Source organism: Parvularcula dongshanensis (genome assembly GCF_014199615.1).
Lineage (GTDB): Bacteria > Pseudomonadota > Alphaproteobacteria > Caulobacterales > Parvularculaceae > Parvularcula > Parvularcula dongshanensis.
In genome coordinates, this window is the sequence record NZ_JACHOB010000001.1 from 308,262 (window position 1) to 333,145 (window position 24,884).

27 protein-coding genes are annotated in these 24,884 nt (G+C 68.0%); 10 read left to right on the forward strand and 17 right to left on the reverse strand.

The window, feature by feature from the left end; genetic code table 11:
- Positions 1-66: 66 nt before the first annotated feature.
- The 10 genes from GGQ59_RS01385 to groES form a co-directional block, all read right to left on the reverse strand.
- Complete coding sequence (locus GGQ59_RS01385; protein WP_183815140.1) at positions 67-1,560, reverse strand: DnaA ATPase domain-containing protein; 1,494 nt, start codon at positions 1,558-1,560, stop codon at positions 67-69.
- Positions 1,561-2,218: 658 nt separating this feature from the next.
- Complete coding sequence (gene rpsT, locus GGQ59_RS01390; RefSeq protein WP_183815142.1) at positions 2,219-2,485, reverse strand: 30S ribosomal protein S20; 267 nt, start codon at positions 2,483-2,485, stop codon at positions 2,219-2,221.
- 64 nt (positions 2,486-2,549) lie between these two features.
- Complete coding sequence (locus GGQ59_RS15300) at positions 2,550-3,203, reverse strand: DUF1648 domain-containing protein (RefSeq protein ID WP_183815144.1); 654 nt, start codon at positions 3,201-3,203, stop codon at positions 2,550-2,552.
- A complete protein-coding gene (locus GGQ59_RS01400) occupies positions 3,200-3,493 on the reverse strand; it encodes a metalloregulator ArsR/SmtB family transcription factor (RefSeq protein ID WP_183815146.1) in 294 nt (97 codons plus the stop codon). Before GGQ59_RS01400 ends, GGQ59_RS15300 begins: the two co-directional genes overlap by 4 nt.
- Positions 3,494-3,537: 44 nt before the next feature.
- Positions 3,538-4,404, reverse strand: coding sequence for a bifunctional DNA-formamidopyrimidine glycosylase/DNA-(apurinic or apyrimidinic site) lyase (gene mutM / locus GGQ59_RS01405; RefSeq protein ID WP_183815148.1), 867 nt, complete (start codon positions 4,402-4,404; stop codon positions 3,538-3,540).
- Positions 4,397-5,092, reverse strand: coding sequence for an esterase/lipase family protein (locus tag GGQ59_RS01410; protein WP_183815150.1), 696 nt, complete (start codon positions 5,090-5,092; stop codon positions 4,397-4,399). Before GGQ59_RS01410 ends, mutM begins: the two co-directional genes overlap by 8 nt.
- A 53-nt stretch (positions 5,093-5,145) precedes the next feature.
- On the reverse strand, positions 5,146-5,499 hold the full coding sequence (locus GGQ59_RS01415) for a hypothetical protein (RefSeq protein ID WP_183815152.1): 354 nt from the start codon (positions 5,497-5,499) through the stop codon (positions 5,146-5,148).
- 150 nt (positions 5,500-5,649) lie between these two features.
- Entirely contained in the window at positions 5,650-6,315 is a 666-nt protein-coding gene (locus GGQ59_RS01420) for a DUF4328 domain-containing protein (RefSeq protein WP_183815154.1), read from the reverse strand.
- A gap of 105 nt (positions 6,316-6,420) precedes the next feature.
- Positions 6,421-8,070, reverse strand: a complete 1,650-nt coding sequence (gene groL / locus GGQ59_RS01425) for a chaperonin GroEL (RefSeq protein WP_183815156.1) — start codon at positions 8,068-8,070, stop codon at positions 6,421-6,423.
- Positions 8,071-8,120: 50 nt separating this feature from the next.
- Positions 8,121-8,408, reverse strand: coding sequence for a co-chaperone GroES (gene groES, locus GGQ59_RS01430; protein WP_183815158.1), 288 nt, complete (start codon positions 8,406-8,408; stop codon positions 8,121-8,123).
- Positions 8,409-8,639: 231 nt separating this feature from the next.
- Between groES and GGQ59_RS01435 the strand changes: the two genes are divergently transcribed.
- The 5 genes from GGQ59_RS01435 (at position 8,640) to GGQ59_RS01455 (ending at position 14,437) form a co-directional block, all read left to right on the forward strand.
- On the forward strand, positions 8,640-9,356 hold the full coding sequence (locus GGQ59_RS01435) for a class I SAM-dependent methyltransferase (protein WP_183815160.1): 717 nt from the start codon (positions 8,640-8,642) through the stop codon (positions 9,354-9,356).
- Positions 9,357-9,508: 152 nt separating this feature from the next.
- Positions 9,509-11,290 carry a DUF1800 domain-containing protein gene (locus GGQ59_RS01440; RefSeq protein WP_183815162.1) on the forward strand — a complete coding sequence of 594 codons (1,782 nt, stop codon included), beginning with the start codon at positions 9,509-9,511 and terminating at the stop codon, positions 11,288-11,290.
- A gap of 12 nt (positions 11,291-11,302) precedes the next feature.
- Positions 11,303-12,661, forward strand: coding sequence for a DUF1501 domain-containing protein (locus GGQ59_RS01445; protein WP_183815164.1), 1,359 nt, complete (start codon positions 11,303-11,305; stop codon positions 12,659-12,661).
- Positions 12,662-12,688: 27 nt separating this feature from the next.
- Positions 12,689-13,135: a nucleoside deaminase gene (locus GGQ59_RS01450; protein WP_221400820.1), complete on the forward strand. Its 447-nt coding sequence runs from the start codon at positions 12,689-12,691 to the stop codon at positions 13,133-13,135.
- Between the two features lie 39 nt (positions 13,136-13,174).
- The gene (locus GGQ59_RS01455) at positions 13,175-14,437 is read left to right on the forward strand and encodes a M20/M25/M40 family metallo-hydrolase (RefSeq protein WP_183815166.1); all 1,263 of its coding nucleotides are present in this window, start codon (positions 13,175-13,177) and stop codon (positions 14,435-14,437) included.
- Here the strand turns inward: GGQ59_RS01455 and GGQ59_RS01460 are convergent.
- On the reverse strand, positions 14,425-15,435 hold the full coding sequence (locus GGQ59_RS01460; RefSeq protein WP_183815168.1) for a sulfite exporter TauE/SafE family protein: 1,011 nt from the start codon (positions 15,433-15,435) through the stop codon (positions 14,425-14,427). The two genes, GGQ59_RS01455 and GGQ59_RS01460, sit on opposite strands and share 13 nt — an antisense overlap.
- 160 nt (positions 15,436-15,595) lie before the next feature.
- Entirely contained in the window at positions 15,596-16,180 is a 585-nt protein-coding gene (locus GGQ59_RS01465; protein ID WP_183815170.1) for a DUF4142 domain-containing protein, read from the reverse strand.
- Positions 16,181-16,332: 152 nt separating this feature from the next.
- Between GGQ59_RS01465 and GGQ59_RS01470 the strand changes: the two genes are divergently transcribed.
- Genes GGQ59_RS01470 through GGQ59_RS01485 form a run of 4 tightly spaced genes read left to right on the forward strand, consistent with a single transcriptional unit; the run spans position 16,333 to position 18,833 of the window.
- Positions 16,333-16,476, forward strand: coding sequence for a hypothetical protein (locus GGQ59_RS01470; RefSeq protein ID WP_183815172.1), 144 nt, complete (start codon positions 16,333-16,335; stop codon positions 16,474-16,476).
- A 52-nt stretch (positions 16,477-16,528) separates the two neighbouring features.
- Complete coding sequence (locus tag GGQ59_RS01475; RefSeq protein WP_183815174.1) at positions 16,529-17,434, forward strand: SDR family oxidoreductase; 906 nt, start codon at positions 16,529-16,531, stop codon at positions 17,432-17,434.
- Between the two features lie 12 nt (positions 17,435-17,446).
- Positions 17,447-17,791: a cupin domain-containing protein gene (locus tag GGQ59_RS01480; RefSeq protein WP_183815176.1), complete on the forward strand. Its 345-nt coding sequence runs from the start codon at positions 17,447-17,449 to the stop codon at positions 17,789-17,791.
- A 4-nt stretch (positions 17,792-17,795) separates the two neighbouring features.
- Positions 17,796-18,833, forward strand: a complete 1,038-nt coding sequence (locus tag GGQ59_RS01485) for a sodium:calcium antiporter (RefSeq protein WP_246408230.1) — start codon at positions 17,796-17,798, stop codon at positions 18,831-18,833.
- On the opposite strand, the gene GGQ59_RS01490 is transcribed toward GGQ59_RS01485, so the two are convergent.
- The 3 genes from GGQ59_RS01490 to GGQ59_RS01500 all read right to left on the reverse strand — a co-directional run bounded on the left by GGQ59_RS01490 (position 18,830) and on the right by GGQ59_RS01500 (position 21,132).
- Positions 18,830-19,003 carry a hypothetical protein gene (locus GGQ59_RS01490; protein WP_183815178.1) on the reverse strand — a complete coding sequence of 58 codons (174 nt, stop codon included), beginning with the start codon at positions 19,001-19,003 and terminating at the stop codon, positions 18,830-18,832. The genes GGQ59_RS01485 and GGQ59_RS01490 overlap by 4 nt on opposite strands.
- Positions 19,004-19,184: 181 nt before the next feature.
- Positions 19,185-19,910, reverse strand: coding sequence for an acetoacetyl-CoA reductase (gene phbB / locus GGQ59_RS01495; RefSeq protein ID WP_183815180.1), 726 nt, complete (start codon positions 19,908-19,910; stop codon positions 19,185-19,187).
- A gap of 46 nt (positions 19,911-19,956) precedes the next feature.
- Positions 19,957-21,132: an acetyl-CoA C-acetyltransferase gene (locus GGQ59_RS01500; protein WP_183815182.1), complete on the reverse strand. Its 1,176-nt coding sequence runs from the start codon at positions 21,130-21,132 to the stop codon at positions 19,957-19,959.
- Positions 21,133-21,250: 118 nt separating this feature from the next.
- Here GGQ59_RS01500 and phaR point away from each other — a divergent pair, with 118 nt between their 5' ends.
- Complete coding sequence (gene phaR, locus GGQ59_RS01505; protein WP_183815184.1) at positions 21,251-21,847, forward strand: polyhydroxyalkanoate synthesis repressor PhaR; 597 nt, start codon at positions 21,251-21,253, stop codon at positions 21,845-21,847.
- On the opposite strand, the gene GGQ59_RS01510 is transcribed toward phaR, so the two are convergent.
- Entirely contained in the window at positions 21,844-22,851 is a 1,008-nt protein-coding gene (locus GGQ59_RS01510) for a glycosyltransferase (RefSeq protein ID WP_183815186.1), read from the reverse strand. The genes phaR and GGQ59_RS01510 overlap by 4 nt on opposite strands.
- Positions 22,841-24,820 (reverse strand): threonine--tRNA ligase, encoded by a 1,980-nt coding sequence (gene thrS, locus GGQ59_RS01515; protein WP_183815188.1) that lies wholly within the window; start codon positions 24,818-24,820, stop codon positions 22,841-22,843. Before thrS ends, GGQ59_RS01510 begins: the two co-directional genes overlap by 11 nt.
- Positions 24,821-24,884: the final 64 nt, after the last annotated feature.

A 24,884-nucleotide genomic window follows, 5' to 3' on the forward strand; every position in this document is an offset into this window, starting at 1 on the left:
CCTTAGCGCGGGGAGATAAACGGCGGGTTGCTTGGGCTGCAGGGCCCAGGCTGAGCGCCGAGCGGTTCAACCGCGCTCGAACTCGTCGAAGATCGCGGTGATCCGGTCGCCGAAGACCGCGTCGGTCTCGGCCAGGATCTCGGCCGCCTTGACCGAGTGCATCACCGTGGTGTGGTCGCGGTTGATCATCGCGCCGATCGCGGTGAGCGGCGTGTCGGTCAGCTTGCGCGCGGCGAGGCAGAAGGCGTGCCGCGCACGGACGATGGGCTGCTTGCGCGCGCGCCCCGCGACCTCTTCCTTGGTCAGGCCGAAGGTGCGCACGGTGAAATCGAAGACGTCTTCGACCGTGACCGCCTGGCGACGGTGCGAGAGGTGCTCGGCCAGAAGCTTGCGCACGCGCTCGTCGGAGAGGGCGGCGGGGCCTTCACGCCCGCCTTCGGCTTCGATCGCGACCTGGAGGAGGGAAAGCATCCCCTCGAGTTCGCGCACCGAGTCCTCGCAGCGACGCGCGATGAGGTCGATGTGGCGCTGGGGCACGGGCAGCCCCGTCTGCATCTCGAAGAGGGCCGCGGCCTGGCGCGCGACGCGCAGTCGCAGGTCGTAGTCGGGCTTGTCGATCGAGACGCAGAGGCCGCCTGCGAGACGGTCGGCGAGGCGTTGGGAGATGCCGGTCTCGGACAGGCGCGCTGGCGGGAGGGCGCCCGCGACGAGCACGCGCTTGCCGGCGCCGCGCAGGCGGTCGATCAGGCAGTCGAGCTCTTCCTGGGTGCGCTTGCGGCCACGCAGGAGCTGGATGTCGTCGACGAGAAGGACGTCGGTCGACTGCAGGAAGCTGCGAAGCTCCTTGACCGACTTCGAGATGAAGGCCTCCGACACGTCGGTCATCAGGCTGTCATAGGTGAGGTAGAGGACGTTGTCCGTCGGACGGCGGCGCAGCCACTCCTGCGCGGCGGCGTTCAGGAGGTGCGTCTTGCCGCGCCCCGAGGCGCCGTGAAGGTAGGTGAGCGCGGCGCCCGTGCCGTCGAGCATCTTGGTGACGGCGTGCCGGGCAAGGCGGTTGGTGTCGTTGACGCAGAAGCGCTCCAGCGTCATCGCGCTGTGGAACTGGCTCGGCAGCTCGCTGTCGAAGGGCAGGCCCTCGGCGCGGTCTCTTTCTGGTCTTCCGGCGCTCGTGCTCATCTCGGCGCTTTCCTCGGCGCGCAGCCCCTTACGGAAGGGCGATGCCTTGAGTCTAGACGCGGCGCGGGCCGGGGCCAGCGCGGCGGGCCGTTCGGCCTCGACCTCGATCCTGCGGACCTGTGCCAGGTCCTGAACGCCCTTGACCGACAAGCGATTGACGGGGCCGCAGGCCTCCGACCAGACCTCGCGCAGGCCCGGCGCGAAGCGCTGCGAGATCAGGCTCGCGGAGAAGCGCGTCGGCGCGTGCAGCACGACGTTCGAAGACGACGCCTCCGCAAGGCCTAGCGTCTCGAAGTAGCTCGAGTAGACGGCGGCACCGAAGCGGTCGCGCAGCTCTGACTTGAAGGTGTCGAAGCGTTCGAGGTCGGAAGGCGTTGGCATCGGCGTTCACTCGGGCATGGGCTCGCCATTCCCCCGCAGCGCGTTTCGCGCGGGAGCCGGACGGCGTGTCTTACGGATGAAGCGCCGGTGACGGCGCGTTAACGACGGTGGCAGGGTCGCCGTAAATAGCGGGTTAAGCGGCCCCGAAACTCGAGGGGGGCGCCGCGCCGTTCACCGGCTCGTGTCTCCGAACTTCTGCCCAAAGAGACGCCATTGCCGTTCCCCTTCCCTCTCGCGTTTCGATGACCGCGCCTTGCCCGGCGGTGTCTTCGTACCGTCTGAACCTGACCTGAAAGAGAGTATTCCTCAGGCCCCAGCATGACAAGGTGACGACAGGTTGAGTCTCAGGAATCATTCGCGCCTCGATCACCCGTTCTGCGCGAAGAGGCCATGAATCAAGAGCTTAATGAGGCGTTAACTGGACTGCCGAACTGCGGAAGGGTTTTCAACAGGGGTTGGAATCATTCACCCGCACGAAGAGTCTGATTTTGTTCTATAATAGGGATTTCGGCGCGCTGGATGCGCCACGCCGCAACATGTAGCGGGGACTCGTCTGGACTCACACAAGACTCGCCAGAAACGCGCATACTCCCTGTAATGACGAAGGCCCGCCCCGGGGTCCGGGACGGGCCTTCTTCAAGGGGATGGACCGGTCGGCTTAGGCGCCGAGCGCCTTCACCCGGCTCGACAGGCGCGAGACCTTGCGGGCGGCGGTGTTCTTGGAGACGACGCCGTTGGAGACGGCGCGGAACATCTCGGACTCTGCGGTGCGGAGCGCGGTACGGGCGGCGTCGTGATCGCCGGCGGCGATCGCCTCTTCGACGTAGCGCAGGTAAGTGCGGACGCGGCTGCGACGGGCCTTGTTGACCGCCGTGCGCCGCTCGATCTTGCGGACCATCTTCTGGGCCGAAGTCGTGTTGGCCATGCGGAAGCTCTTAAGTTGGGTGTGAAAGCGTAGCGGCGGCCCATAGCGAAGGCCCGCCGCCCCGTCAACGCTGCGTCTCGGCGCGCCACACAGCGTAGGAGCGATAGGTGCCGAGCGCCGTGCTGGCTAGGCTTCCCGCCAGAAGGAGGCCGAGGCCCAAGGGGGCCCCGCCGGCCAGGAGGCCGACCAGGCCTAGGCCGCCGGAGGCGACGAAGCCCCAGCCGAGCGCACGGTTTCCCGCGATCCAAGCGTCCCGGCTCGACAGGCTCCAGGGCGTCCTGAGCCCCGCGAACCAGTTGGGCTGCGACTTGGCGACAAAGTTGCCCATCACGAGGAAGAGGAGGGCGACGGCGGCCAGGGCGACCGTACCGACGGGCGCCTCGCGTCCGAGCGCATGCCAGAGGATGACGAGGTGCAACAGAAGAAGGACGACGCTGCAGCCGATCCAGCCCGTCAGGTACAGACCGGCGCTGCGCTCGAGCCCCGCTCGCTTGGGGTCGAGTCGCGGCAGGACGGCGAAGAAGGGAATGAGCCCGGCCATCAGAGCCGGCATCGCGAAGAGCGCGACGACGCGCGACGCGAAGCCGTCGGCCTGCCCTTCGAGGTTCCAATGGATCGGCACCGCCGCGCCCTCGGGCACGCGGGGCCAGACGAGGACGCTGGCGAGGAGGGAGAGAAGTAGGAGCGGCACGCTCCACCGAAGGCCGGTTCTGATCACGTCGCCTCTCCTTCCTTCCGTCCCGCCGCCTCGCCGAGCCGGAGCGTGTCCATCAGCCCCGCCATCGCTTCCTCCAGCACCGAGAGGCGCAAGGCGTAGAGGATGCGGGTGCCGTCGCGGTCGGCCTCGATCAGCCCCGCCTCCTTCAAGATGGCGAAGTGGGTGGACATGGTGGCGCGGGAGACGCCGAACGCCGCCGACAGCTCGCCCGCGCTCTTCGAGCCGTCCTTGAGAAGGGTCAGGACCTCACGCCGGATCGGCGAGGAGAGGGCTGCGAAGACGTCACGCATGGCGCCTATTTAGATATTCGTCTAAATAGAGTCCAGGTCCGTCCTCAGCGTTGGCAGCCGCCGCAGTAGAAGGTCGAGCGGCCGGACTGCACGATGCGGGCGATGACGCCGCCGCATCGCGTGCAAGGCTCGCCCTCCCGGCCGTAAGCCGAGAAGCGGTGCTGGAAGTAGCCGGTGCCGCCCTCGGCGCTTCTGTAGTCCCTCAGCGTGCTGCCGCCCGCCTCGATGGCCTCTTGGAGGACGGCCTTCACCTCGGGAACGAGCCGCCCTGCCCTCTTGGCGCCGATCGTCCGTGCCTCGCGCCTCGGGCTGATGCCGGCCCGGTGCAGCGCCTCGCAAACGTAGATATTGCCGAGGCCCGCGACGACGCGCTGGTCGAGAAGCGCCGCCTTGATCGGGGTGCGCTTGCCGGCGAGCGCTTCAGTCAGCGCAGTGCCGGTCCACTCGTCCGACAGGGGCTCGGGCCCCATGCCGGCGAAGTGGCGCGACCCAGACAGGTCGTCCGTGAAGAGGAGGTCCCAATAGCCGAAGCGGCGCGGGTCGGCGAAGCCGATGCGGACGGGGCCGAGGCTTCCGCCCTCCGCTTCGAGAACGATGTGCTCGTGCTTCTGCGGGTTCACGGCGTGGTCGAAGGCGCCCGGCGCCCGGACCTCACCGTCTGCCGTGACCGTGAAGCGGCCCGTCATGCCGAGATGGGCGATCAGGCTCTCCCCCGTCGAGAGCGGCAGGACGAGGTACTTGGCGCGCCGCTTCACCGCCAGCACGCTCGCCCCCTCGAGCCGCTCGGGCATGTCCGGCGGCAGGGGAAAGCGCAGGTCCGGGCGGCGCTGTAGGACGCGGGTGATGGTGGCGCCGGTCAGCGCCGGCGCGAGGCCGCGCCTGACCGTCTCGACCTCGGGAAGTTCAGGCAAGGGCGACCTCGCGCTCGACGCGGATGGCGGCCGGAAAGGCCCCGTCCCGCAGATAGGCGATGACGGCGTCCGCGACGCGGCGGGAGGCGGGCAGGAAGGCGTGACCGACGGGGATGACGGCGCGCCCGTCGGCGCCCGCGAGCGCCGATGCGACGGTGACCTTTCCGTCCGTCTCCCCTTCGAGGCCCTCGCGCCACGATGCTGGCAGGCGCGCGGCAGGCCCCCACCCCGTCCGGCCGGCGATGGCCCCGACGCCCGGCCGCTTGTCCCAAAGGGCGTGGCGCGGCCGCGCGTGCTGAAGCTCCCCCAGCGCAGGGCCGAGCGCCGCCCGGATCGGCGTCAACCGCAGCGCGACCGTCGCGAGCGGCGAGCCGAGGTTGGGGGATCCGATCTGCACCACCCTGCCCTGCTTCTCTTCAGGCAGCGCCTCGTGAAGCCTGACCGCGAGGAGACCGCCGAGGGAGTGGCCGACGAGGTGAACGCGGTCCCACCGCTCGCCGGCTGAACGGACGTAGGGCGCGAGGTGCCGGACGGCGTCGTCGAGGCTCATCCGGCTGGAAGGATAATCGAGGCAGGTCACGGCGTAGCCCGCCCGACGCAGGCGAAGGGCGAGCGGGCGCATCGAGGCGCCCTGAACGCTCAGTCCCAGCCCGTGAATAAGGATCGCGCCTTCGGTCCTAGTCGTCATCGGAGGAAACTAAGAGCGCCCTCGCCGCTTCGCGAGGCCCTGCGGCGATGCGGTCAGGCGAGCGCCAGCGCCGTACGCAGCTTGGAACGCTGAAGCTCGGACAGGCCCGCTAGGGTCTCGATCATCGCCTCGGCGTCGGTATAGCTCGCCCGCGACGCACGGAAGGTCGGCAGCGCCTCCGCCTCACGCAGGTCGGAGAGGAGCGCCCCCGCCGCGAGCCCGGTGAGCACCTGCGCGCCCCGATCGGTCACTTCGACCGCGACGGCGGTGCCGCGTCCGTCGACGAACACCATGACGGGCGTTCCTTCGAGCGTCGCGGAGAGCAACTCGAACCCGTCATCATCGGCCAGGGCGGCACCGGAGTAGGCCGCGCCAGCGAGCATCACTCCAAGGATCTTTCTCATCATCCTCGTCTCCCGTGATACACCCACCGCTCGATCTCAGTCTGTTACAGTGTGCGACGCACGCGCAAGGGTGAAGATGCAGTTAAGGGTTGAGTGACGGCGGTCACCGACATCTAAAAATGGTAAAGGCAATACACGCTCGCGCGTGATCCGTCAGAACGTCCGCGTCGCCATCATCGTGCTCTGCGCGGCGGTGGTCTTTCCCATGATGCGCTGAAGCAGCAGAGCGGCTGACCCAAGGCATGTCGCGGAGAACATCGCAGCGACGAGAAGACCATTGCCGACATCGAGCACCAAGCCGGCAACGCGGTCTCCGATCGACCCGACGATCCACAAAGCCCACCAACCACCGAGGCTCGGCGTATCGTAGGGGCGCCAACCCGCGGCATGGTAGCTACCGTCCACGATCTGTTGCATCGCCTCGAACGGTTTCCACCAGGCGGCGATAGGAACGAAGTACCAACCGATGGCCCATCCGGCACTCATGTCGGCGTAGGGTTCCTTGACGGCGTGGAGGTTTCGCATCGCTCTGAAGAGCCAGATCGCAACGAAGATCGGAGTGACGAACGTCGCAGCGACGTACCCGAAGCTGATAGCACTGAGCAGCATCGCATCTTGAGCAAGAGAACCGGGGCCGATCGCAACCGCAGTGTCGAGTTGAAGCGCCAGCGTCATTCCTAGCAGCACGACCATCAGCGCAGCCAGACCTGCGAAGACGATCAGCGACCAACGCGCCCTCTTGTAGAGGCGGTCTAACGGCTTCGGCTCGCGTTCAGCTCGGCGCCCACCGGACACCGCCGCATGTTCGATCGTAGTCATGACCGTCCCCCTGTTCCCGGCGAACGGCTTACCACCGAGTCCCAACAAAACGAAAAGGGCGGCCCGAGGGCCGCCCTTCCGTCAGTCTGAGCTGAGCGTTCGGACTTAGAAGTCCATGCCGCCCATGCCGCCCATGCCGCCGCCATGGGAGTGACCGCCGCCGGCGGACTCCTTCTTCGGCGCCTCGGCGATCATGGCTTCCGTCGTGATCAGGAGGCCGGCGATCGAGGCCGCGTCCTGCAGGGCCGTGCGGACGACCTTGGCGGGGTCCACGATGCCCTTGGCGACGAGGTCGCCATACTCTTCGGTCTGCGCGTCGAAGCCGTACTTGGCGTCGCCTTGCTCCATCAGCTTGCCGACGACGATCGAGCCTTCGGCGCCCGCGTTCTCGACGATCTGACGCAGCGGGGCCTGAAGCGCGCGGCGCACGATGGCGACGCCCGCCGTCTGGTCGGCGTTCTCGCCTTCGAGGCCGTCGAGGACACGGCTCGCGAAGAGGAGGGCCGTGCCGCCGCCGGGGACGATGCCTTCTTCGACGGCCGCGCGGGTGGCGTTGAGCGCGTCGTCGACGCGGTCCTTACGCTCCTTCACCTCGACTTCCGTCGCGCCGCCCACCTTGATGACGGCGACGCCGCCGGCGAGCTTGGCGAGGCGCTCTTGCAGCTTCTCGCGGTCGTAGTCCGAGGTCGTGTCCTCGATCTGCTTGCGGATCTGCGCGGTGCGCGCTTCGATGTCGGACTTCTCGCCCGCACCGTCGACGATCGTGGTGTCGTCCTTGTTGATGACGACGCGCTTGGCCGTGCCGAGCATGTCGAGGCCGACGTTCTCGAGCTTGATGCCGAGGTCTTCGGAGACGACTTGGCCGCCCGTGAGGATCGCGATGTCCTCGAGCATGGCTTTCCGGCGGTCACCGAAGCCAGGCGCCTTGACGGCCGCGATCTTCAGGCCGCCGCGCAGCTTGTTGACCACGAGGGTCGCGAGCGCTTCGCCTTCGACGTCTTCGGAGATGATGACGAGCGGACGGCTCGACTGCACCACGGCTTCGAGGAGGGGAAGCATCGACTGGAGGTTCGAGAGCTTCTTCTCGTGCAGGAGGATGTAGGGATCCTCGAGCTCCGCCGTCATCTTGTCGGCGTTGGTGATGAAGTAAGGCGACAGGTAGCCGCGGTCGAACTGCATGCCCTCGACGACGTCGAGTTCGCTCTCAGCCGTCTTGGCTTCTTCGACCGTGATGACGCCTTCATTGCCGACCTTGTCCATGGCCCGCGCGATCATCTCGCCGATCTCCTTCTCGCCATTGGCGGAGATGGTGCCGACCTGCGCGATGCCTTCCGAGCCCGAGACCGGGGTCGAGTTGGCTTTGATCTCGGCGATGACCTTTTGGACGGCCATGTCGACGCCGCGCTTGAGGTCCATCGGGTTCATGCCCGCCGCGACGTATTTCGAGCCTTCGCGGACGATGGCTTGCGCCAGGACCGTGGCGGTCGTCGTGCCGTCGCCGGCCTCGTCATTGGTCTTGGAGGCGACCTCTTTGATGAGCTGGGCGCCCATGTTCTCGAACTTGTCTTCGAGCTCGATCTCTTTGGCGACCGAGACGCCGTCCTTGGTGGTGCGCGGGGCACCGAAGGACTTCTCGATGACGACGTTGCGGCCTTTCGGGCCGAGCGTGACCTTCACCGCGTTGGCGAGGATGTCGACGCCGCGCAGCATGCGTTCGCGGGCGTCGGCCTCGAACTTGACTTCCTTAGCAGCCATTACTGGTCTCCTAGTACGTTGATTTCAGGATTGAGGATCGAACGATCGGCTCAGGCGACGATGCCGAGGATGTCCGATTCCTTCATGATCAGAAGGTCTTCGCCGTCCAGCTTGACCTCGGTGCCGGACCACTTGCCGAACAGGATCCGGTCGCCTTCGCGGACGTCGAGCGGCGTGACGTCGCCGTTCTCGCCGCGCGTGCCGGTGCCGACGGCGACGACTTCGCCTTGCTGCGGCTTCTCTTTGGCGGTGTCGGGGATGATGATCCCGCCGGCGGTCTTGGTGTCTTCCTCGACGCGGCGGACGAGCACGCGGTCGTGAAGGGGTCGAAAGGCCATGGGGTTGCTCTCCGTAAGTGAGACTGTTCGCTTCCCGTGGCAGCCGTTGGCACTCATCGCCCCCGGCTGCTAACGCCGCGCAGCTAGGAAGCCCGAAGGGCATCGTCAACTAGGCCGGCGTCCCCTGCGCTGATCTTTTTTCCGAGGGCGGCGACGGGCGAGAGGGCCCGCTCCCCTCGACGCGGGCAGGGCCCGCCCTACCCTTCATGCTGTGCCATTCGAAGACTTCTGATGCGCCTTCTCATCGCTTCCGCCGCCCTCATCCTCGCTGCCTGCGCCGCGCCGCAGGACGGCCCGGTCGAAGGCGAAGCGGCCGACAGCCTCGAACCCGCGGTCAGAGCGGACATCAACGCCGCCTACCTCGACCCGGACCTCGACGTGCCGCGCCTGAACGAAGGCTTCTCCTCGGAGAGCCGGGAGGTCTACGCCGCCCGCGACGCCGTCACGGCCGCGCTCGGCATACGGCCCGGCGACGCGGTGGCGGATGTCGGCGCCGGGACGGGCATCTACGCCGAGCCCTTCAGCCGGGCGGTCGGGCCTGAAGGCACGGTCTACGCCGTCGACATCGCCGAGCCCCTCCTCGCCTATGTGGACGCTGTGGCCCGTCGCGAGGGCCTGACCAACCTGCGTACCGTCCTGGGACGGGACGAGACGACGACCTTGCCGCCCTCCAGCCTGGACCTGGTCTTCACTTCGGACGTGTACCACCACTTCGAACAGCCGCGGGCGATGAACGCCCACCTCTTCGAGGCGCTGCGGCCCGGCGGGCGGTACGCCGTCCTAGACTTCGATCGAGGACCAGGCGCCGAAGACTGGATCTTGAGGCACGTCCGTTCGAGCAAGGCCGACGTCATCGCCGAGATTGCGGCAGCCGGCTTTTCCTTCGTCGGGGAGGTGCCGGTGGAAGGGCTTAAAGAGAACTACCTTCTTCTCTTCGCGAAGCCTTAAGCAGGCGTTCACCACGTCGCAATGCGGCCCCTGAATCGCCCAATACTTTAACCTTACCCTACCAAGCACGGTGCAAAACCTACGGCGCCTCGCACCGTCCGTTGACGGCCATTTGATAATCCTCGTTCCAACGAAGTCCGAAGGAACGAGCCATGCGGTTGAAGGCGATCGGTCTCACGCTCCTCTTGAGCGCCTGCTATCAAACGAACGACGCTCCTCAGTTCACGGCGGAAGCGCCCCCTGTTCCGCCCATCGGAGCAAAACCCGTGCCGGACACGAGGCCGGAGCCTACGTCCGAACCCACGCCGGACCCCAAGCCTGCGCCTCAGCCCGCGCCCGCGAAGCCTTCCGAGAAGCAGGCGCCCACCAAGGACGAGGCGTCGCGCTTCTTGGTCCAGGCGAGCTTCGGCCCCGTTCCCGACGAAGTCGCGGACGTTCAGTCGCTCGGATACGCGCGCTGGATCGAGGCGCAGATGAAGCTTCCGATCGTTACGCGGATGAGCCGGGTCGAGGCGCGCGCCGCCGCGCGGGACGAGGTGAACAACCTGATCGTGTACGATCTGTTCTGGAACGACGCGGTCGAGGGGGACGATCAGCTTCGCCACCGCGTCGCCTATTCCCTGTCCAAGATGATTCCGATCTGCGCCGACGAACCGGCCTATCGGGAGATCAGGCTCCGGGCCTACGCCGCCTATATGGACATTCTGCAGCGCGGCGCGTTCGGAAACTACACCGACGTGATCCGCGAGGTGGCCCTCAGCCCCGCGATGGGCCTCTACCTGTCGCACCTCAAGAACCGGAAGATGGATCCCGAGACGGGCATCCAGCCCGACGAGAACTTCGCTCGCGAGATCATGCAGCTCTTCACGATCGGCCTCGTCGAGCTGAACCCGGACGGCACCCCGAAGGAAGCCGAGACCTACACGATCGACGACATCAAGGGCCTGGCGTCGGTGTTCACCGGCTTCTCCTGGAACGACAAGTCGTTCAGCAGCCCGGGCTTCACGGCCGCGAGCCAGAGCGTCTCCATGGAAGGCTACGCCCAGTATCATGAGGAGAAGCCGAAGACGTTCCTCGGGACGACGATTGACTTCGGTGCGAACCCGGAAGCCAGCGTCGATGCGGCGCTAGACCACATCCTCGCGCACCCGAACCTCGCCCCCTTCGTCAGCAAACGGCTGATCCAGGACCTCGTCAGCTCCAATCCCTCCCCGGCCTACGTCACGAGAGTCGGTCACGCCTTCGAGACCGGCACGTTCGAAGACGACGGCGTGCGCTTCGGCACGGGCCGCCGGGGCGACATGGCGGCGACCATCGCGGCGATCCTGCTCGACCCGGAAGCTCGCGACCTCGAACTCGCCATGCAGCCCGAGCACGGCAAGGTCCGTGAGCCCGTCCTGCGCTTCGCTCAGTTCGCCCGGGCCTTCCGCGACGGCCAAGGCGCGCCCGAGACCGGCGATCCGCTTCCGACCGGACGCCTGCGCTACTCCGAACGCTTGGACACGCTCGGGCAGAAGCCCTACGCCGCACCCAGCGTCTTCGGGTGGTTCAGGCCGGGCTACGTCGCCCCCGGCGGCTGGACGGCCAGTGCGGAGATGGTCGCGCCCGAGATGCAGATCGTGACCGCGTCGCGTGTTTCCAACTACATCGGCTTCATGGCCATGGCGATCAAAGGCGACCTTTGGGGCACGGAGTTCTTCAAACCCGACTTCTCCGAAGAGATGGCCCTGGTCGACGATCCTGCGGCCCTGGTCGACCACCTCGACGATCTCCTCACCTACGGCCAGCTGACGGACAGTACCCGCGAGCGGATCATCCGTGCCCTCAACGAGATCGACATCACGGGTGCAAAGAAAGATCTGCGTCAGCATGATCGCATTAACACTGCGGTGCTAATGATGATGACTGCGCCCGAATACGCCGTGCAGCGCTAAGGAGCTTCGACCATGACCACGAGAAGAGACTTCCTTCGCCAGAGCCTCGCCTTCGGCGGCGCGGGCATCGCGCTAAGCTCCCTGTCGGGCATGTCCGCCCTCGCACAGACCGGCAGCGGGTACAAAGCGCTGGTTTGCGTCTACCTCGACGGCGGAATGGACGGCCACGACACCGTCATTCCGAGCGACGCGGAGGGGTATGCAGAGTGGGCGGGTCACCGCAAGCTACTGCTCGAAACCTACACGGACGGAAGCCGCAAGAGAGAAGCGCTGCAGTCCTTGTCGGCCCAAGGCGACGGCCGCAGCTTCGGCATGCCGACCCAGATGGACTCCCTCGCCAGCCTCTATCGTGAGGGCAACCTCGCCGTGGTCGCGAATGTGGGCCCGCTCGAGGCGTACTGCACGCGGGCCGACACCGAGGCGAAGCGCGTGCCGCTGCCCAAGCGCCTGATGTCGCACAACGACCAGGACGCGATCTGGCACAGCTGCCAGATCGAGGGCGCCAAGTCGGGTTGGGGCGGTCGCATGAGCGACATCGTCGGCGATGCCTCCTCTCCTTACGCCGCCATCTCGCTCTTCCGAAACCCGACCTTCCTGTCGGGCAACAAGACCCGTCCGTTCCAAGTCCCCACCGGCGAGATCCCGCGCGTCTACGGCATGTGGGACAGGGCCTTCGGTTCCGAAGAGCTGCCCTCGATCCTCGAGGAGCACTTCACCGCCTCCGCAGCCGGGATGGATAGCCTTCTGGCCTCCGACTACATGGCCGCGCACCGCCTCGCCGTCGAAGCCACCGCTTCCCTGTCCGAGATGGCGAAGGGGGACTTGACCGGCGACGAGATCGCCACCGGCGACAACGACCTCTCCGCGCAGCTCGCCATGGTCGCCAAGATCATCAGCATGCGCGCGGAGCTGGGCCTGTCGCGCCAGGTCTTCTTCGTCCGCGCAGGCGGCTACGACACCCATTCGGGTCAGGCCGAGAAGCTGGCCTCTCTGCAATCGCAACTCTCCGCCGCGATGTCCCGCTTCTACGCCTGGACGGAGTCGCAAGGCGTCGCCGACAGCGTGACGACCTTCACGACGGCAGAGTTCGGCCGCACGCTGATCCCGAACGCGAGCGGGACGGACCATGGCTGGGGTAACCATCACCTCGTCATGGGCGGCGCGGTCAGAGGCGGACGCATCGTCGGCACGATCCCGCCGAGCGTCGAGAAGCACCAGTACGACTTCGGCCGTGGGCGGTTGATTCCCACGATCAGCACCGAGCAGTACGCCGGTGCGCTGGGGCGCTGGTTCGGTCTTTCGGAAGGCCAGCTCGCCGACGTGTTGCCGCGCTATGGCAGGTTCGATCCGAACGCGGTGACGCTGTTCTGAACCCGCCGGGGCGGCTAAGCCGTCTCGATGGACGATACCATCTTCATGACCCGTGCGCTTCAGGCGGCCCGCGCCGCCGAAGCGGCGGGCGAGGTGCCGGTCGGCGCCGTCCTGGTCGACGAGCGGGGCGTCATACTGGCCGAGGCCAGCAACCGTACCCTGCGCGACCGTGACCCTACCGCCCATGCCGAGGTCGTGGCCCTGCGCCAAGGCGCGAAGCGCCGGGGCCATCGGCTGACCGGTTGCACGCTCTACGTGACGCTCGAGCCTTGCGCGATGTGTGCCGGCGCCATCAGCCATGCGCGCATCGGGCGCCTCGTCTACGCCGCGCTCGATCCCAAGGGCGGCGCCGTCGAGCATGGGCCGAAGCTCTTCGGGCAGCCCACGATCCACGCCCGGCCCCTCGTCGAGCGAGGTCCCGGTGGCGAGGCGGCGGGCGAGATGCTGCGGACCTTCTTCCGCGCGCGGCGCTGAGCGGTTGCGCGGGAGGACCCGCTCGGCTTCGCTGCGCCGATGATATCCCTACTCGCCGCCGCCGCATTCCTCTTCCAGCCCCTCGCCGTCGAGCGCCGCTACGAAGCTGAGGCGCAAGACCTCGCCGCGGACCCCAAGGTCGCCGCCGCCATGACGGCGCTCGATGGGATGGGCGAGGCGAGCCTCGAAGACCTCGTCGCCATCACCGAGACGCCCGCCCCGCCCTTTGGCGAGGGACCGCGGGCGAAGCTCGTCGCGGGGATGCTCGAAGAGACCGGCTTCGGCACGGTCACGACCGACGAGGCCGGGAACGTCGTCGCTCGGCGGAAGGGGACGGGCGGCGGTGAGCCCGTCGCGGTCCTCGCGCATATCGACACCGTCTTTCCCGAGGGCACGGACGTGACCGTGAAGCGCGACGGCGACACCTACGCCGCGCCCGGCATCGGCGACAACGCGCGCGGGGTGGTCCTCCTCCTCGAGCTTGCGCGCGCGATCGAAGAGGCAGGCATCGAAACGCAACGCGACATCCTTCTGGTCGGAAACGTTGGCGAGGAAGGCCTCGGCGACCTCTCGGGCGTGCGGCACCTCTTTCGCGAGGGCGCAGAACCCCTCGGCGCTCTGATCGCGATCGACGGATCGGAAGCGCAAAGGATCGTCACGAGCGCGGTCGGCTCCAACCGTTACCGTGTGCGGATCGAAGGCCCTGGCGGGCACAGCTGGTCCGACTTCGGCGCGCCGAACCCGCACATCGCCCTCGCCCGCGCGATCGCTGCCTTCGACGAGGCCGCAAGGCCGATCACGGCGCGCGGGCCGAAGTCGTCCTACTCGGTCGGCCGGATCGGCGGCGGCACCTCGGTCAACTCGATCCCCTTCGAAAGCGTGATGGAGGTCGACATGCGCTCAGGCGACCCCGAGAAGCTCGCCGCGCTCGACGAGGCCTTCCAGAAGGCGATGCGGGCGGGCCTCGAGGCGGAGAACAAGGTGCGCCGGGTCGGCGAGCCCCTGACGCTCGCGGTCGAGCCGATCGGCAAGCGCCCGGCGGGCCAAGGCGACCTGCGCTCGCCCCTCGTTCAGCACGCGGGCGCCGCGCTTCGCGCCTTCGGCCTCCAGCCGGAGACGGCGGCGAGCAGCACGGACGCGAACGTGCCCCTCTCCCTCGGCGTGCCCGCGATCACCCTGTCGCGCGGCGGCCGCTCGGTCAGGGCGCACTCGCTCGACGAGCGCTGGACCGACGAGGAGACGCAGCGCGCGACCAAGATCGCGCTCCTCACCCTGCTCGCCGAGGCGGGCTACGCCCCCTGACGGGCGCCCATCCGGCGACCGAGGGCGATCACGCCGGCGAAGACGCCGCAAAGGAAGCCGAGGCCGACGAAGGCCGCCAAGAGCGGGGGACCCGTGACCTTCTCTTGCAGAACGATCCAGGCGAACTGCGCCACGCAGAGGACCGAGACCAGGATCAAGGTTGGCTTTCGGCCGATCCTGTCGACCACCAGCGCGCCGAAGGGGGCGCCGACCGCGACGACCGGCGCCGCTGCGATCCAGTAGAGGAAGACTTCGTAAGGCACGCCGTAAGGGGCCCCGAAGGCGGCGCCGAGGGCGACGTTGGACGCCGTGCCGAGCAGCGAGGCGTAGGCCATGAGGATGACGGAGGTCGGAATCGCGACCTTGAGGTCCGTACGGAAGAACAAGACCAAGGCCGCGTAGATCATCATGTCGATCCCGACCCCGGTCAGCGAGGCGACGATCCCGCCGACGAAGCCGACCCCGAGACCGATCGGCCGGTCGAGCGGCCCATGCGGCGGGCGTCCGCCCTCCGGCTCGACGATCGCGTGGAAGCGAGTGAGGTGAATGATCCCGAAGCTCGCCCAGACGACCGCGAAGAGGAGCTTCACGCCGAGGTCGGGCGCGTGCGGCGCGAGGAAGGCCGCCCCGAACGGCACGCCGAGCGTCGCGCCGACGAGGGCGGGCCGCAAGAGCGCCCAGTCGACGGTCTTGCGGGAGGATAGGATGTAGATCGAGGCCGACGTCATCCCGACCGACTGCACCGCAAGGGCGAAGCCGCGGCCAAGCGAGGCGGGAAGGCCGAAGATCAGCGTCAGGACGGGGAAGCCGACCGTGCCGCCCCCCATCGGCGTCGAACCCGCGAAGTAGGACCCCACCGCCATCGCGACGGCGATCGGCCAGTGCGCGAGCGCTTCGCCCCACAACCGGCCCGCCGCCATCAGCGCGAGCCAGCCCGTGTAGAAGACGACGAGCCAGAGCGGGAACGCTCGGCTCCTGGAGAAGATCCGTCCTGGCAAGGCGATGGTCCCTCGGCGCGCGAAGCTCGCCCTAGCCGAAAGGGCCTCCGGGCAAAATGGCGAGGACGCCTTCCGGCGCGAACGCAAGAAGGCCCGGCACGCGCGGGGCGGCCGGGCCTTCCTGATCGTTCGGTCGGTCCGCTTACGGACCGAGCCGGTCTTACATCAGGTTCATGCCGCTCGCGATGCCGCGGGCATGGTCGAGGTGATCGCGGAGCGTCGGCAGGGCCTGCTCGGCGAGGTCGGCGAGCTCGCCATCGCCGTTCTCGGCCATCGCCTCGAAGAAGGCGACGGTCATGGCGTGGCCGTGGACCTGGTTCTCGATGTAGGCCTGATCAAACTCGGACCCCTCCATGCCTTCGAGGCTGGCGAGGATCAGATCGTTCGCGGGCCCCGCGTCCATCGGCGGCGTCATCGAGGCCGCCGACTTGAGCTGCTTCGACAGCTTCTGGTGATCCGTGATCATCTGCTGCGCGTATTGCTGGATGTCCTGGTTGTCGCTCTTGTCGAGCGCGAGCTGGCTGCTCTGAATCTCGAACTGGCCGGACTGCGCCGCGGCCTTCGTGAACATCGCGTCCATGTCCATCGACGCGGTGTCGGCGCTCTTGGACTTCATGGACGGGCTCATGGCCGTCGTCTCGCTATGCATGCTGCCGTGATCGGACATCTCCTGCTGGGCGAGGGCGGGGGCGGCCGTCAGCGAACCAGCGGCGAGGAGGGCGAAGCCCATGGTCGTGCGTTTCATGATGTGTCTCTTCCGAAGCTACTGTCTCAGTCGCCTCGTTCCCGTAATCCCGCCAACGCCTTGGTCCGGGTTCGTGTTCCTGACCGAGCCTCACACGTGTTCGTGTCCTGCCGCCCTCACCCGCCGCGTGTTCGGCAAGAAAGGAGGCCGCCATGACCGACGATCCGCGCAAGACCCAGGACCAGGACCCCCGCACTCCGCCCGCCGAGGAGGGCCGCCGCGAAGCCGAACGCGAGGGCGGCTCGCAACGCAAGAACGTGCCGGGCGAAACGGACGGTGATCCGCGCCACGGGTGAACCATCCCGGCACAGCCCTGTTACCGGGAAGCTTTCACCGTCAGGAGACGACATGACCGACGCGACGCAGAACCAATGGGCGATGCGCGACCCGCTGACCCAGTACGCCCGCCCCCCCTTCCCCCGGCAACCCATGGACGCGCCGGGCACGACCGATCAGATGACCCCTGCCCCCAACCATGGCGAGACGAGCTATAAAGGGCTCGGTCGGATGGAAGGCCGCAAGGCGCTGATCACCGGCGGGGACAGCGGCATCGGCCGCGCGACCGCCATCGCCTACATGCGCGAAGGCGCCGAGGTGGCGATCAACTACCTTCAAGAAGAAGCGTCCGACGTCGAGGGGCTGAAAAAGCTCTTCGAGGCCGAAGGCAAGACGCTGCACACCTTCCCCGGCGACCTGACCGAAGAAGGCTTCTGCACGTCCCTCGTCAAGGACGCGGCCGGCGCGCTCGGCGGGCTCGACGTGCTGGTCATCAACGCCGGCAAGCAGACCGCGCAGGAGTCGATCTTCGACATCACGACCGAGCAGTTCGACCGGACCTACAAGACGAACTGCTACGCGATGTTCTGGCTCGCCAAGGCGGCGATCCCGCTGATGCCGAAGGGCGCGGCGATCATCACGACGACGTCGATCCAAGGCTCGAAACCGTCGGCGAACCTGCTCGACTACGCCTCGACCAAATGGGCGATCATCGGCTTCACGAAGTCGCTCGCCAAGCAGATGACCGAGCGCGGCATCCGCGTGAACGGCGTCGCCCCCGGCCCCGTCTGGACGCCGCTGCAGCCCTCGGGCGGCCAGCCGCAGGACGTGATCGAGAACTTCGGCGACGAGGTGCCCTACGGCCGCCCGGCCCAACCCGCGGAGCTCGCCCCCGCCTACGTGTACCTCGCGACGCAGGAGAGCGGCTACGTCACCGGCGAGGTGATCGGCGTCACTGGTGGCAACCCTACAGCATAAGGAGAATACGCAATGGCCGATAAGATCGAGAAGCTGAACGCCGAGGACGCCACCCCCGGCAGCCACGGCGAAGCGCAGATGATGGCGGGCGCCGGCATGGCGCTGCGCGAGTGGAACGAAGGCAAGACGACCGGCAAGGACGACCACGCCCAGGACTACGAGACGCTGGGCTACGTCATCGCGGGCGAAGCCAAGCTGTGCTCGGGCGACGAGACGCTGCACCTGACCCAAGGCGACAGCTGGCGCGTGCCCAAGGGCGTCATGCACCACTACGAAGTCGAAGAGAGCTTCCGCGCGGTCGAAGTGACGAGCCCGCCCGCCCGCGGGCAAGCGCTCGGCGGCATGAGCGCCAGCTGATCTCTTGGCGTTCCTGACCCCGGAGAGCACGACCGGCATCCTGGCCGCCTTCGGGGTCGCAGCCGTCATCATCCTGTTCGCAGGCGTTCGGCTTTCGAGCGTCGCGGACAGGCTCGCCGACAGGACCGGCCTCGGCGAGGCGATCGTCGGCGCCGTCCTCTTGGGCGCCGCGACGTCGCTGTCCGGCCTGACGACCTCGGTCGTCGCGGCGTGGAACGGGCTGCCGGAGCTGGCCGTCTCGAACGCCGCGGGCGGCATTGCGGGCCAGACCTTCTTCCTCGCGATCGCCGACCTCGCCTACCGCCGCGCGAACCTCGAGCACGCGGCGGCGAGCCTTCAGAACATGATCCAGGGGACGGTCCTCACGGGCTGCCTCGCCCTCGCCGTGCTCGGCACGGCGATGCCGGACTACGCCGTCCTCGGCATCCACCCGGCGAGCCTCCTCCTCGTTGCCTTCTACGCCCTCGGCCTGTGGGTCACGCGCCGCGCGAGCCAGACGCCGGGCTGGCAGCCCGAACGGACCGACGACACCAGGACCGACGACCCGGACGAGGACGAGAGCGGCGAGGCCTCCACGGCCCGCCTCTGGACCGAGTTCGCCCTCCTCGCGCTCGCGACGGGCGCGGCGGGCCTTCTCGTCGGACGCGCCGCGGAGGGCGCGGTCGAGACCTATGGGCTCTCCCAATCGGTGATCGGCGTCTTCGGCACGGCGCTCGTGACCTCGCTGCCGGAGCTCGTCACGACGGTCGCCGCCGTGCGGCGCGGCGCGTTGACGCTCGCGGTCGGCGGCATCATCGGCGGCAACGCCTTCGACGTTCTGTTCTTGGCGGCGTCCGACGCAGCCTATCGGGGCGGTCCGATCTACGCCGCGGTGAACCAGCGGCAGGTCTTCACCCTCGCCCTGTGCATGCTGATGACGACCGTTCTCGTCATGGGCCTTCTTCGCCGCGAGCGTCAGGGCCCGGGCGGGATCGGCTTCGAGACCGTTCTTCTCATCGCCGCCTATCTGGTGGGCGGCGGCGTCCTCGTCGCGGCCGGTTAGCCGAGCTGCGCGACGGCGGCCGCCATGGCCTGAAGATCGCCCGCTTCCGTGGCGGTCACCGCAGCCGCACCGAGCGTGCCCGCCGCGGCGAGCATGACGAAGAGGACTGCCGAACGCGCGCGGCGCGGCTTCGGACGGAAGATGTAGTCGCGTCGTTTGAGCGTAGTCATGCCGGGGACTCCCTTCCCGCTGCAGCCGGGGAGGCCCCGGCACAGCCTGCCTATCGCAGAGGTGTGAGGGAAGGTTTCAGTCCCCGATCAGAAACCAAGCGGCTTGGGAGACGTCCTGTTAAGGGCGAGGGCAAGAATGTGGCGCGAAGAGTGCGTGTCGTAGCCAATTCTGCCCCGCCGTTCAGGCCGCGACGTACTGGCCCCCGTTCGCCGTCAGGACCGCGCCGGTGACGAAACCCGCATGCTCCGAGACGAGGTAGCTCACCGCGTGGGCGATCTCTTCGGGCTTGCCCATGCGGCCGACGGGGATGCCCGCGACGATGGACTGCAGGACCTCCGGCTTCATCTGAGAGGTCATGTCCGTCTCGACGTAGCCCGGCGCGATGGCGTTCACGGTGATGCCCTTGCGGGCCGTCTCCATGGCGAGGGCCCGGGTGAAGCCGATCAGCCCCGCCTTGGCGGCGGAGTAGTTGACCTGGCCGAGCTGGCCCTTCTGGCCGTTGATCGAGGAGATGCTGACGATCCGGCCGAAGCCGCGCTCGCGCATGCCGTCGATCACGGGGCGGGTCATGTTGAAGGCGCTGTCGAGGTTGGTGCTGAGGACCGCCCGCCACTGATCGGCGCTCATCTTGTGGAACATGCCGTCCCGGGTGATCCCCGCGTTGTTGACGAGGACGGCCACGGGGCCGTGCTCCGCCTCGATCCGGGAGACCGTCTCGGCGCAGCCCTCGGGGTCCGAGACGTCGCAGCGATAGACCGCGATGCCGAGCTCGTCCGCGCAGGCCTTCGCCGCCTCGTCATTGCCGCCATAGATCGCGGCGACGGTGTAGCCGTCCCCCTTCAGCCGGGCGGAGATCGCCTTGCCGATCCCTCGCGTCCCGCCGGTGACGATCGCAACTCCGCTCATGCCTTCCTCCCACCTTTTCTAGGTTTCTGGTTCTAGCTCTCTGGGCTTACGCTTCGACGCACATGGCGACGCCCATGCCGCCGCCGATGCAGAGCGTCGCGAGGCCCTTGCCGCCGCCGCGGCGCTTGAGCTCGTAGAGAAGCGTGGTGAGGATCCGCGCGCCGGACGCGCCGATCGGGTGGCCGAGCGCGATCGCGCCGCCATTCACGTTCACCTTGTCCATGTCCCACTCCATCTCCCGCGCGACGGCGAGGGACTGCGCGGCGAAGGCTTCGTTCGCCTCGATGAGGTCGAGGTCGGAGACGGACCAGCCCGCCTTCTCGAGCGCGAGCTTGGAAGCCGGCGCCGGGCCGATGCCCATGATCGCCGGGTCGACACCGCAATGCGCGTAGGAGACGATGCGGGCGAGCGGGGTCTGTCCGTGCTCGGACGCAGCCTCCTCGGACATCAGGATCAGGGACGCAGCGCCGTCGTTGAGGCCCGACGCGTTGCCGGCGGTGACGGTGCCTTCCTTCTCGAAGGCGGGCTTGAGGCCGCCGAGCTTCTCGGCGGTCGTCCCTGCGCGGATGTACTCGTCCTTCTCGAGGACCGTGTCGCCCTTGCGGCCGGGAATGGTGACCGCGACGATCTCGTCGTCGAAGCGTCCGGCTTCTTGCGCCTCGGCCGCCTTCTGCTGGCTGGCGGCGGCGAACTGGTCCTGCTCGTCGCGGGAGATGCCGTACTTCTCGGCCAGGTTCTCGGCCGTCTTGCCCATGTGGTAGCCGTTGAAGGCGTCCCACAGACCGTCCACGATCATCGTGTCGACCAAGGTGACAGGCCCCATCTTCGTGCCGTCGCGAAGCTGGCTCGCATGCGGGGCGTTCGACATCGACTCCTGCCCGCCCGCGAGCACGACCTTCGCCTCGCCCGCGCGGATCGCCGAGGCGCCGAGCATGGCGGCCCTGAGGCCGGAGCCGCACACCTGGTTGATGGTCATGGCCGGGCGCTCCTTCGGGATGCCGGCATTGACGCTCGCCTGACGGCCGGGGTTCTGGCCCTGGGCGGCGGTCAGGACGTGGCCGAAGATGACCTCGTCGATCCGCGCCCCGTCGAGGTTCGCGCGGGAGAGGACCTCGCGCATGGTGACCTCGCCGAGCTTCGCGGCGGTGAGGGGCGCGAGGGTGCCGCCGAACGAGCCGATGGGCGTACGGGCCGCGGCGGTGATGACGACGGAGCTGGCCATGGACTTTTCCTTAACTGGATGCGTGGCAGAGTTTGTGCGCTGCAGCGATTTCCGCTAATCGATATCCTGTATACAGTTTATCGAATCGGGCGCAGCACAGCGATAGAAGAGAGTTTCCATGGCGCATCCCCAACAGAAGACGGCCCTCGAAGGCAAGGACGATGCGCAGGGATCGGGGCGGAAGGGCGGCTCTCCGACCATCGTGAAGAAGTACGCCAACCGGCGCCTCTACAACACCGCGACCAGCTCCTACGTCACGCTCGAGCACCTCGCCGACATGGTGCGTCGCGAAGAGGACTTCGTCGTCGTCGATGCGAAGTCCGGCGAGGACCTGACCCGCTCGGTCCTCACCCAGATCATCTTCGAGCAGGAGAACCGCGGCGAGAACATGCTGCCCGTGCCGTTCCTGCGCCAGCTGATCGGCCTTTACGGCAACAACCTGTCGAGCTTCGTGCCCTCCTACCTCGAGGCGTCCATGGACGCCTTCGCGAAGAACCAGGAGACCATGCGCCGATCCATGTCCGAAGCCTTCGCGAGCCCGCAATCGGGCCTGAAGATCTTCGAGGACGCGGCGAAGAAGAACATGGCCTTCTTCGAGGAGGGCCTGCGCATGTTCGGCCTGAGCACCCCGGCGACGACCGGCAATGACGACGAGGTCCGCGCGCTGCGCGCCGAGGTCGAGCGCCTGAAGGCGGAGCTCGCGGCGCGGAGCTAGCGCTCCGCCGCGCGGCCGGTGACCCTCGCCGCGCGCACCCCGCCCCTGGCGCCGCTGCGCCGGCCCACGCCCGTCAGTCCGATCGTTCTTTGGGCCGTGAGCTTCGCCATGCGCAGCCCGACCCCGCCCCAGCTTACCGCCGAGACCAGCGTCAGGAAGCCGGGCGGGTAGACGCCCGAGAAGTGACGCCGGAAGTAGAGATGCAGGCTGTGCGCCTTCAACTGCTCGATCCGGAAGCGGTTCGCCCGGGACGAGCTCTTGTAGTGCGTGACCTCGGCCTTCGGCGTGTAGAGCACCTTGCCCCCCGCCGCCCCGACCCGGACGCAGAAGTCCACGTCCTCGACGTGAAGGAAGTACGCCTCGTCCATCCCGCCGACCGCCTCGTAGGTCTCGCGGGGCATCATCATGCAGGCGCCCGAGATGACCGGCATCGGCACGGTGCCGTCCGGTTCGGGCTCGCCGTGCTGGTTGAAGCGGCGAAAGTAGGGGTGGCGCGGCGCGACGCGGTAGAGGCGCGTCATCTCGACGAGCGCCGTCCAGGGTGTGAGTGCGCCCCGCCGCGCGCCCGCCTGCACCGTCCCGTCCGGATTGAGGAGGCGCCCCCCGATGAGCCACGCCCCCCGCCCGCCGTAACGCCGCCCTTCGCGCAGAAGGGTGGCGACCGCGCCGGGCGCTAGGATGGCGTCCGGGTTGAGGATGAAGATCACCTCGCCCGAGGCGGCGGCGACGCCGAGGTTGCACCCTGCCGCGAAGCCGACATTTCCCTGACCGGTGACGACGTGCACGCGGTCGTCCGCTTCCGCCATGAGCGCGAGGTCGTCGCGCGTGCGGTCCCAATTGCCGTTGTCGACGACGACGACGTCGCGAACCTCGGGCTGAGCGAGCGCGGCGGCGAGGCAGCGCCACAGGAGCGGTCCCGTGAAGTAGGAGACGACGACGACGCTGACCGTGCCGTCCAGCAAGTCCAGCTGCTCCCCTTCCCCCCTCACAGGATCAGTCTCCACGAAGGTCAGGCGGCGTCGCTTCGCCGGAAAGCCTCTTTCCGGCATCCTCAATGCTTAGGGTCTCGCTCTCCTTGGAGCCGAGCCGGCGGAGCGCGAGCGTGCCCTCCTCCGCCTCGCGCCCGCCGACGACGGCGATGACAGGCACCTTGGCGGCGGAGTGCTCGCGCACCTTGTAGCCGACCTTCTCGTTGCGAAGGTCGGTCTCGACCCGGAGGCCCGCCGCGCGCAGCTCGGCCGCGACCTTCTCCGCATACGGGTTCGCGTCCGTCGTGATCGTCGCGACGACGACCTGGACCGGCGACAGCCAGAGCGGCAGGCGGCCCGCGGAATCCTCGATCAGGATGCCCAAGAACCGCTCCATCGAGCCCAGGATCGCGCGGTGAAGCATGACCGGCCGCTTCCGCGCGCCGTCCTCGTCGACATAGGCCGCGTCGAGGCGTTCGGGCAGCAGGGGGTCGAGCTGCAGCGTGCCGCACTGCCAGGACCGGCCGATCGCATCGCGCAAGTGGTATTCGAGCTTCGGCGCGTAGAAGGCGCCCTCCCCCGGCAGCTCGTCATAGTCGAGGCCGGCGGCGTCCAGAGCCCGCGCCAGCGCCGCCTCCATCCGGTCCCACTCCTCGTCTGTGCCGATGCGCTGCTCCGGCCGGGTCGCGAGCGCGATCCGCACGTCCTCGAAGCCCAAGTCCTTGTAGACCGACGAGGCGAGCGCGCAGAACCGAATCGTCTCCGCCTCGATCTGATCCCAGCGGCAGAAGATGTGCGCGTCGTCCTGCGTGAACTGCCGCACGCGCATGATGCCGTGAAGCGCGCCCGTCGGCTCGTTGCGGTGACAGCAGCCGAACTCTGCGAGCCTCAGCGGCAGGTCGCGGTAGGACTTCGTTCCCTGACGGAAGATCTGCACGTGGGCGGGGCAGTTCATCGGCTTGATCGCGAGGAGCTTCGCGTCCTCGCCGAAGGCTCCTTCGGGGAACAAGGGGCCACCGCTCTCCGTGTCCGGAACGGCGTCGGGGACGACGAACATGTTCTGCGCGTACTTGCCCCAGTGGCCGGAGGCCTGCCACAGCTTCTGATCGAGGAGCTGCGGCGTCTTCACTTCGCGATAGCCGTCCTCGCCCAGGCGGCGCCGGACGTAGGCTTCGAGCGAAAGCCACATCTCGTAGCCCTTGGGGTGCCAGAAGACGGACCCTTGCGCCTCTTCTTGCAGGTGGAAGAGGTCCATCTCGCGGCCGAGCTTGCGGTGGTCGCGCTTCTCGGCCTCCTCCAGGCGGTGGAGGTAGCCCTTGAGATCCTTCTCGCTCGCCCAGGCCGTGCCGTAGACGCGCTGCAGGACGGCGTTCCGGTGGTCGCCGCGCCAGTAAGAGCCCGCGAGCTTCATCAGCTTGAAGGCGTGGCCGATGTCCTTCGTGCTCGGAAGGTGCGGGCCGCGGCAGAGGTCGTACCACTCGCCGTGATGGTAGACCGTGACGTCCTCGTCCTTGGGCAGGTCGCGGATGATCTCGGCCTTGTAGTGCTCTCCCTGCGCCTCGAAGCGCTTTGCGACCTCGTCGCGGTCCACGACCTCGCGGCGGGTCTTCAGGTCCGCGTCGACGAGGCGGTGCATCTCCTCTTCGATGCGCTCGAAGTCGGACGGCGTGAAGGGCGTCTCGCGGAAGAAGTCGTAGTAGAAGCCGTCCTCGATGACGGGCCCGATCGTCACTTGCGTCTCGGGGTAGAGCTTCTTGACGGCTTGGGCGAGCAGGTGCGCCGCGTCGTGACGGATGAGCTCGAGCCCGTCCTCGTCCTGCGCGGTGACGACCGCGACCGCGGCGTCCTTCTCGATCTCGCGGTGGAGGTCGCGCACATGGCCGTCCACCTTCACGGCGAGGGCGCGCTTGGCGAGGGACTTCGAGATGTCCGAGGCGAGGTCCGCGCCCGTGACGGGGCCTTCGAACTCTCTCTTCGCGCCGTCCGGCAGCGTCAGAACCGGCATGAGAAACCTTGTCTTTTAGGCGCGGGGGTCAGGCCCCGCGCAGGGGCGATCCGGGTGTGCCCCC

Bases quoted from the DNA above. Each gene is read 5' to 3' on its own strand.
- GGQ59_RS01385 (WP_183815140.1), bottom strand. From the start codon at position 1,560: ATGCCAACGCCTTCCGACCTCGAACGCTTCGACACCTTCAAGTCAGAG.
- rpsT (WP_183815142.1), bottom strand. From the start codon at position 2,485: ATGGCCAACACGACTTCGGCCCAGAAGATGGTCCGCAAGATCGAGCGG.
- GGQ59_RS01400 (WP_183815146.1), bottom strand. From the start codon at position 3,493: ATGCGTGACGTCTTCGCAGCCCTCTCCTCGCCGATCCGGCGTGAGGTC.
- GGQ59_RS01410 (WP_183815150.1), bottom strand. From the start codon at position 5,092: ATGACGACTAGGACCGAAGGCGCGATCCTTATTCACGGGCTGGGACTG.
- GGQ59_RS01415 (WP_183815152.1), bottom strand. From the start codon at position 5,499: ATGATGAGAAAGATCCTTGGAGTGATGCTCGCTGGCGCGGCCTACTCC.
- GGQ59_RS01420 (WP_183815154.1), bottom strand. From the start codon at position 6,315: ATGACTACGATCGAACATGCGGCGGTGTCCGGTGGGCGCCGAGCTGAA.
- groL (WP_183815156.1), bottom strand. From the start codon at position 8,070: ATGGCTGCTAAGGAAGTCAAGTTCGAGGCCGACGCCCGCGAACGCATG.
- groES (WP_183815158.1), bottom strand. From the start codon at position 8,408: ATGGCCTTTCGACCCCTTCACGACCGCGTGCTCGTCCGCCGCGTCGAG.
- GGQ59_RS01435 (WP_183815160.1), top strand. From the start codon at position 8,640: ATGCGCCTTCTCATCGCTTCCGCCGCCCTCATCCTCGCTGCCTGCGCC.
- GGQ59_RS01440 (WP_183815162.1), top strand. From the start codon at position 9,509: ATGCGGTTGAAGGCGATCGGTCTCACGCTCCTCTTGAGCGCCTGCTAT.
- GGQ59_RS01445 (WP_183815164.1), top strand. From the start codon at position 11,303: ATGACCACGAGAAGAGACTTCCTTCGCCAGAGCCTCGCCTTCGGCGGC.
- GGQ59_RS01450 (WP_221400820.1), top strand. From the start codon at position 12,689: ATGGACGATACCATCTTCATGACCCGTGCGCTTCAGGCGGCCCGCGCC.
- GGQ59_RS01455 (WP_183815166.1), top strand. From the start codon at position 13,175: ATGATATCCCTACTCGCCGCCGCCGCATTCCTCTTCCAGCCCCTCGCC.
- GGQ59_RS01465 (WP_183815170.1), bottom strand. From the start codon at position 16,180: ATGAAACGCACGACCATGGGCTTCGCCCTCCTCGCCGCTGGTTCGCTG.
- GGQ59_RS01470 (WP_183815172.1), top strand. From the start codon at position 16,333: ATGACCGACGATCCGCGCAAGACCCAGGACCAGGACCCCCGCACTCCG.
- GGQ59_RS01475 (WP_183815174.1), top strand. From the start codon at position 16,529: ATGACCGACGCGACGCAGAACCAATGGGCGATGCGCGACCCGCTGACC.
- GGQ59_RS01480 (WP_183815176.1), top strand. From the start codon at position 17,447: ATGGCCGATAAGATCGAGAAGCTGAACGCCGAGGACGCCACCCCCGGC.
- GGQ59_RS01490 (WP_183815178.1), bottom strand. From the start codon at position 19,003: ATGACTACGCTCAAACGACGCGACTACATCTTCCGTCCGAAGCCGCGC.
- phbB (WP_183815180.1), bottom strand. From the start codon at position 19,910: ATGAGCGGAGTTGCGATCGTCACCGGCGGGACGCGAGGGATCGGCAAG.
- GGQ59_RS01500 (WP_183815182.1), bottom strand. From the start codon at position 21,132: ATGGCCAGCTCCGTCGTCATCACCGCCGCGGCCCGTACGCCCATCGGC.
- phaR (WP_183815184.1), top strand. From the start codon at position 21,251: ATGGCGCATCCCCAACAGAAGACGGCCCTCGAAGGCAAGGACGATGCG.
- thrS (WP_183815188.1), bottom strand. From the start codon at position 24,820: ATGCCGGTTCTGACGCTGCCGGACGGCGCGAAGAGAGAGTTCGAAGGC.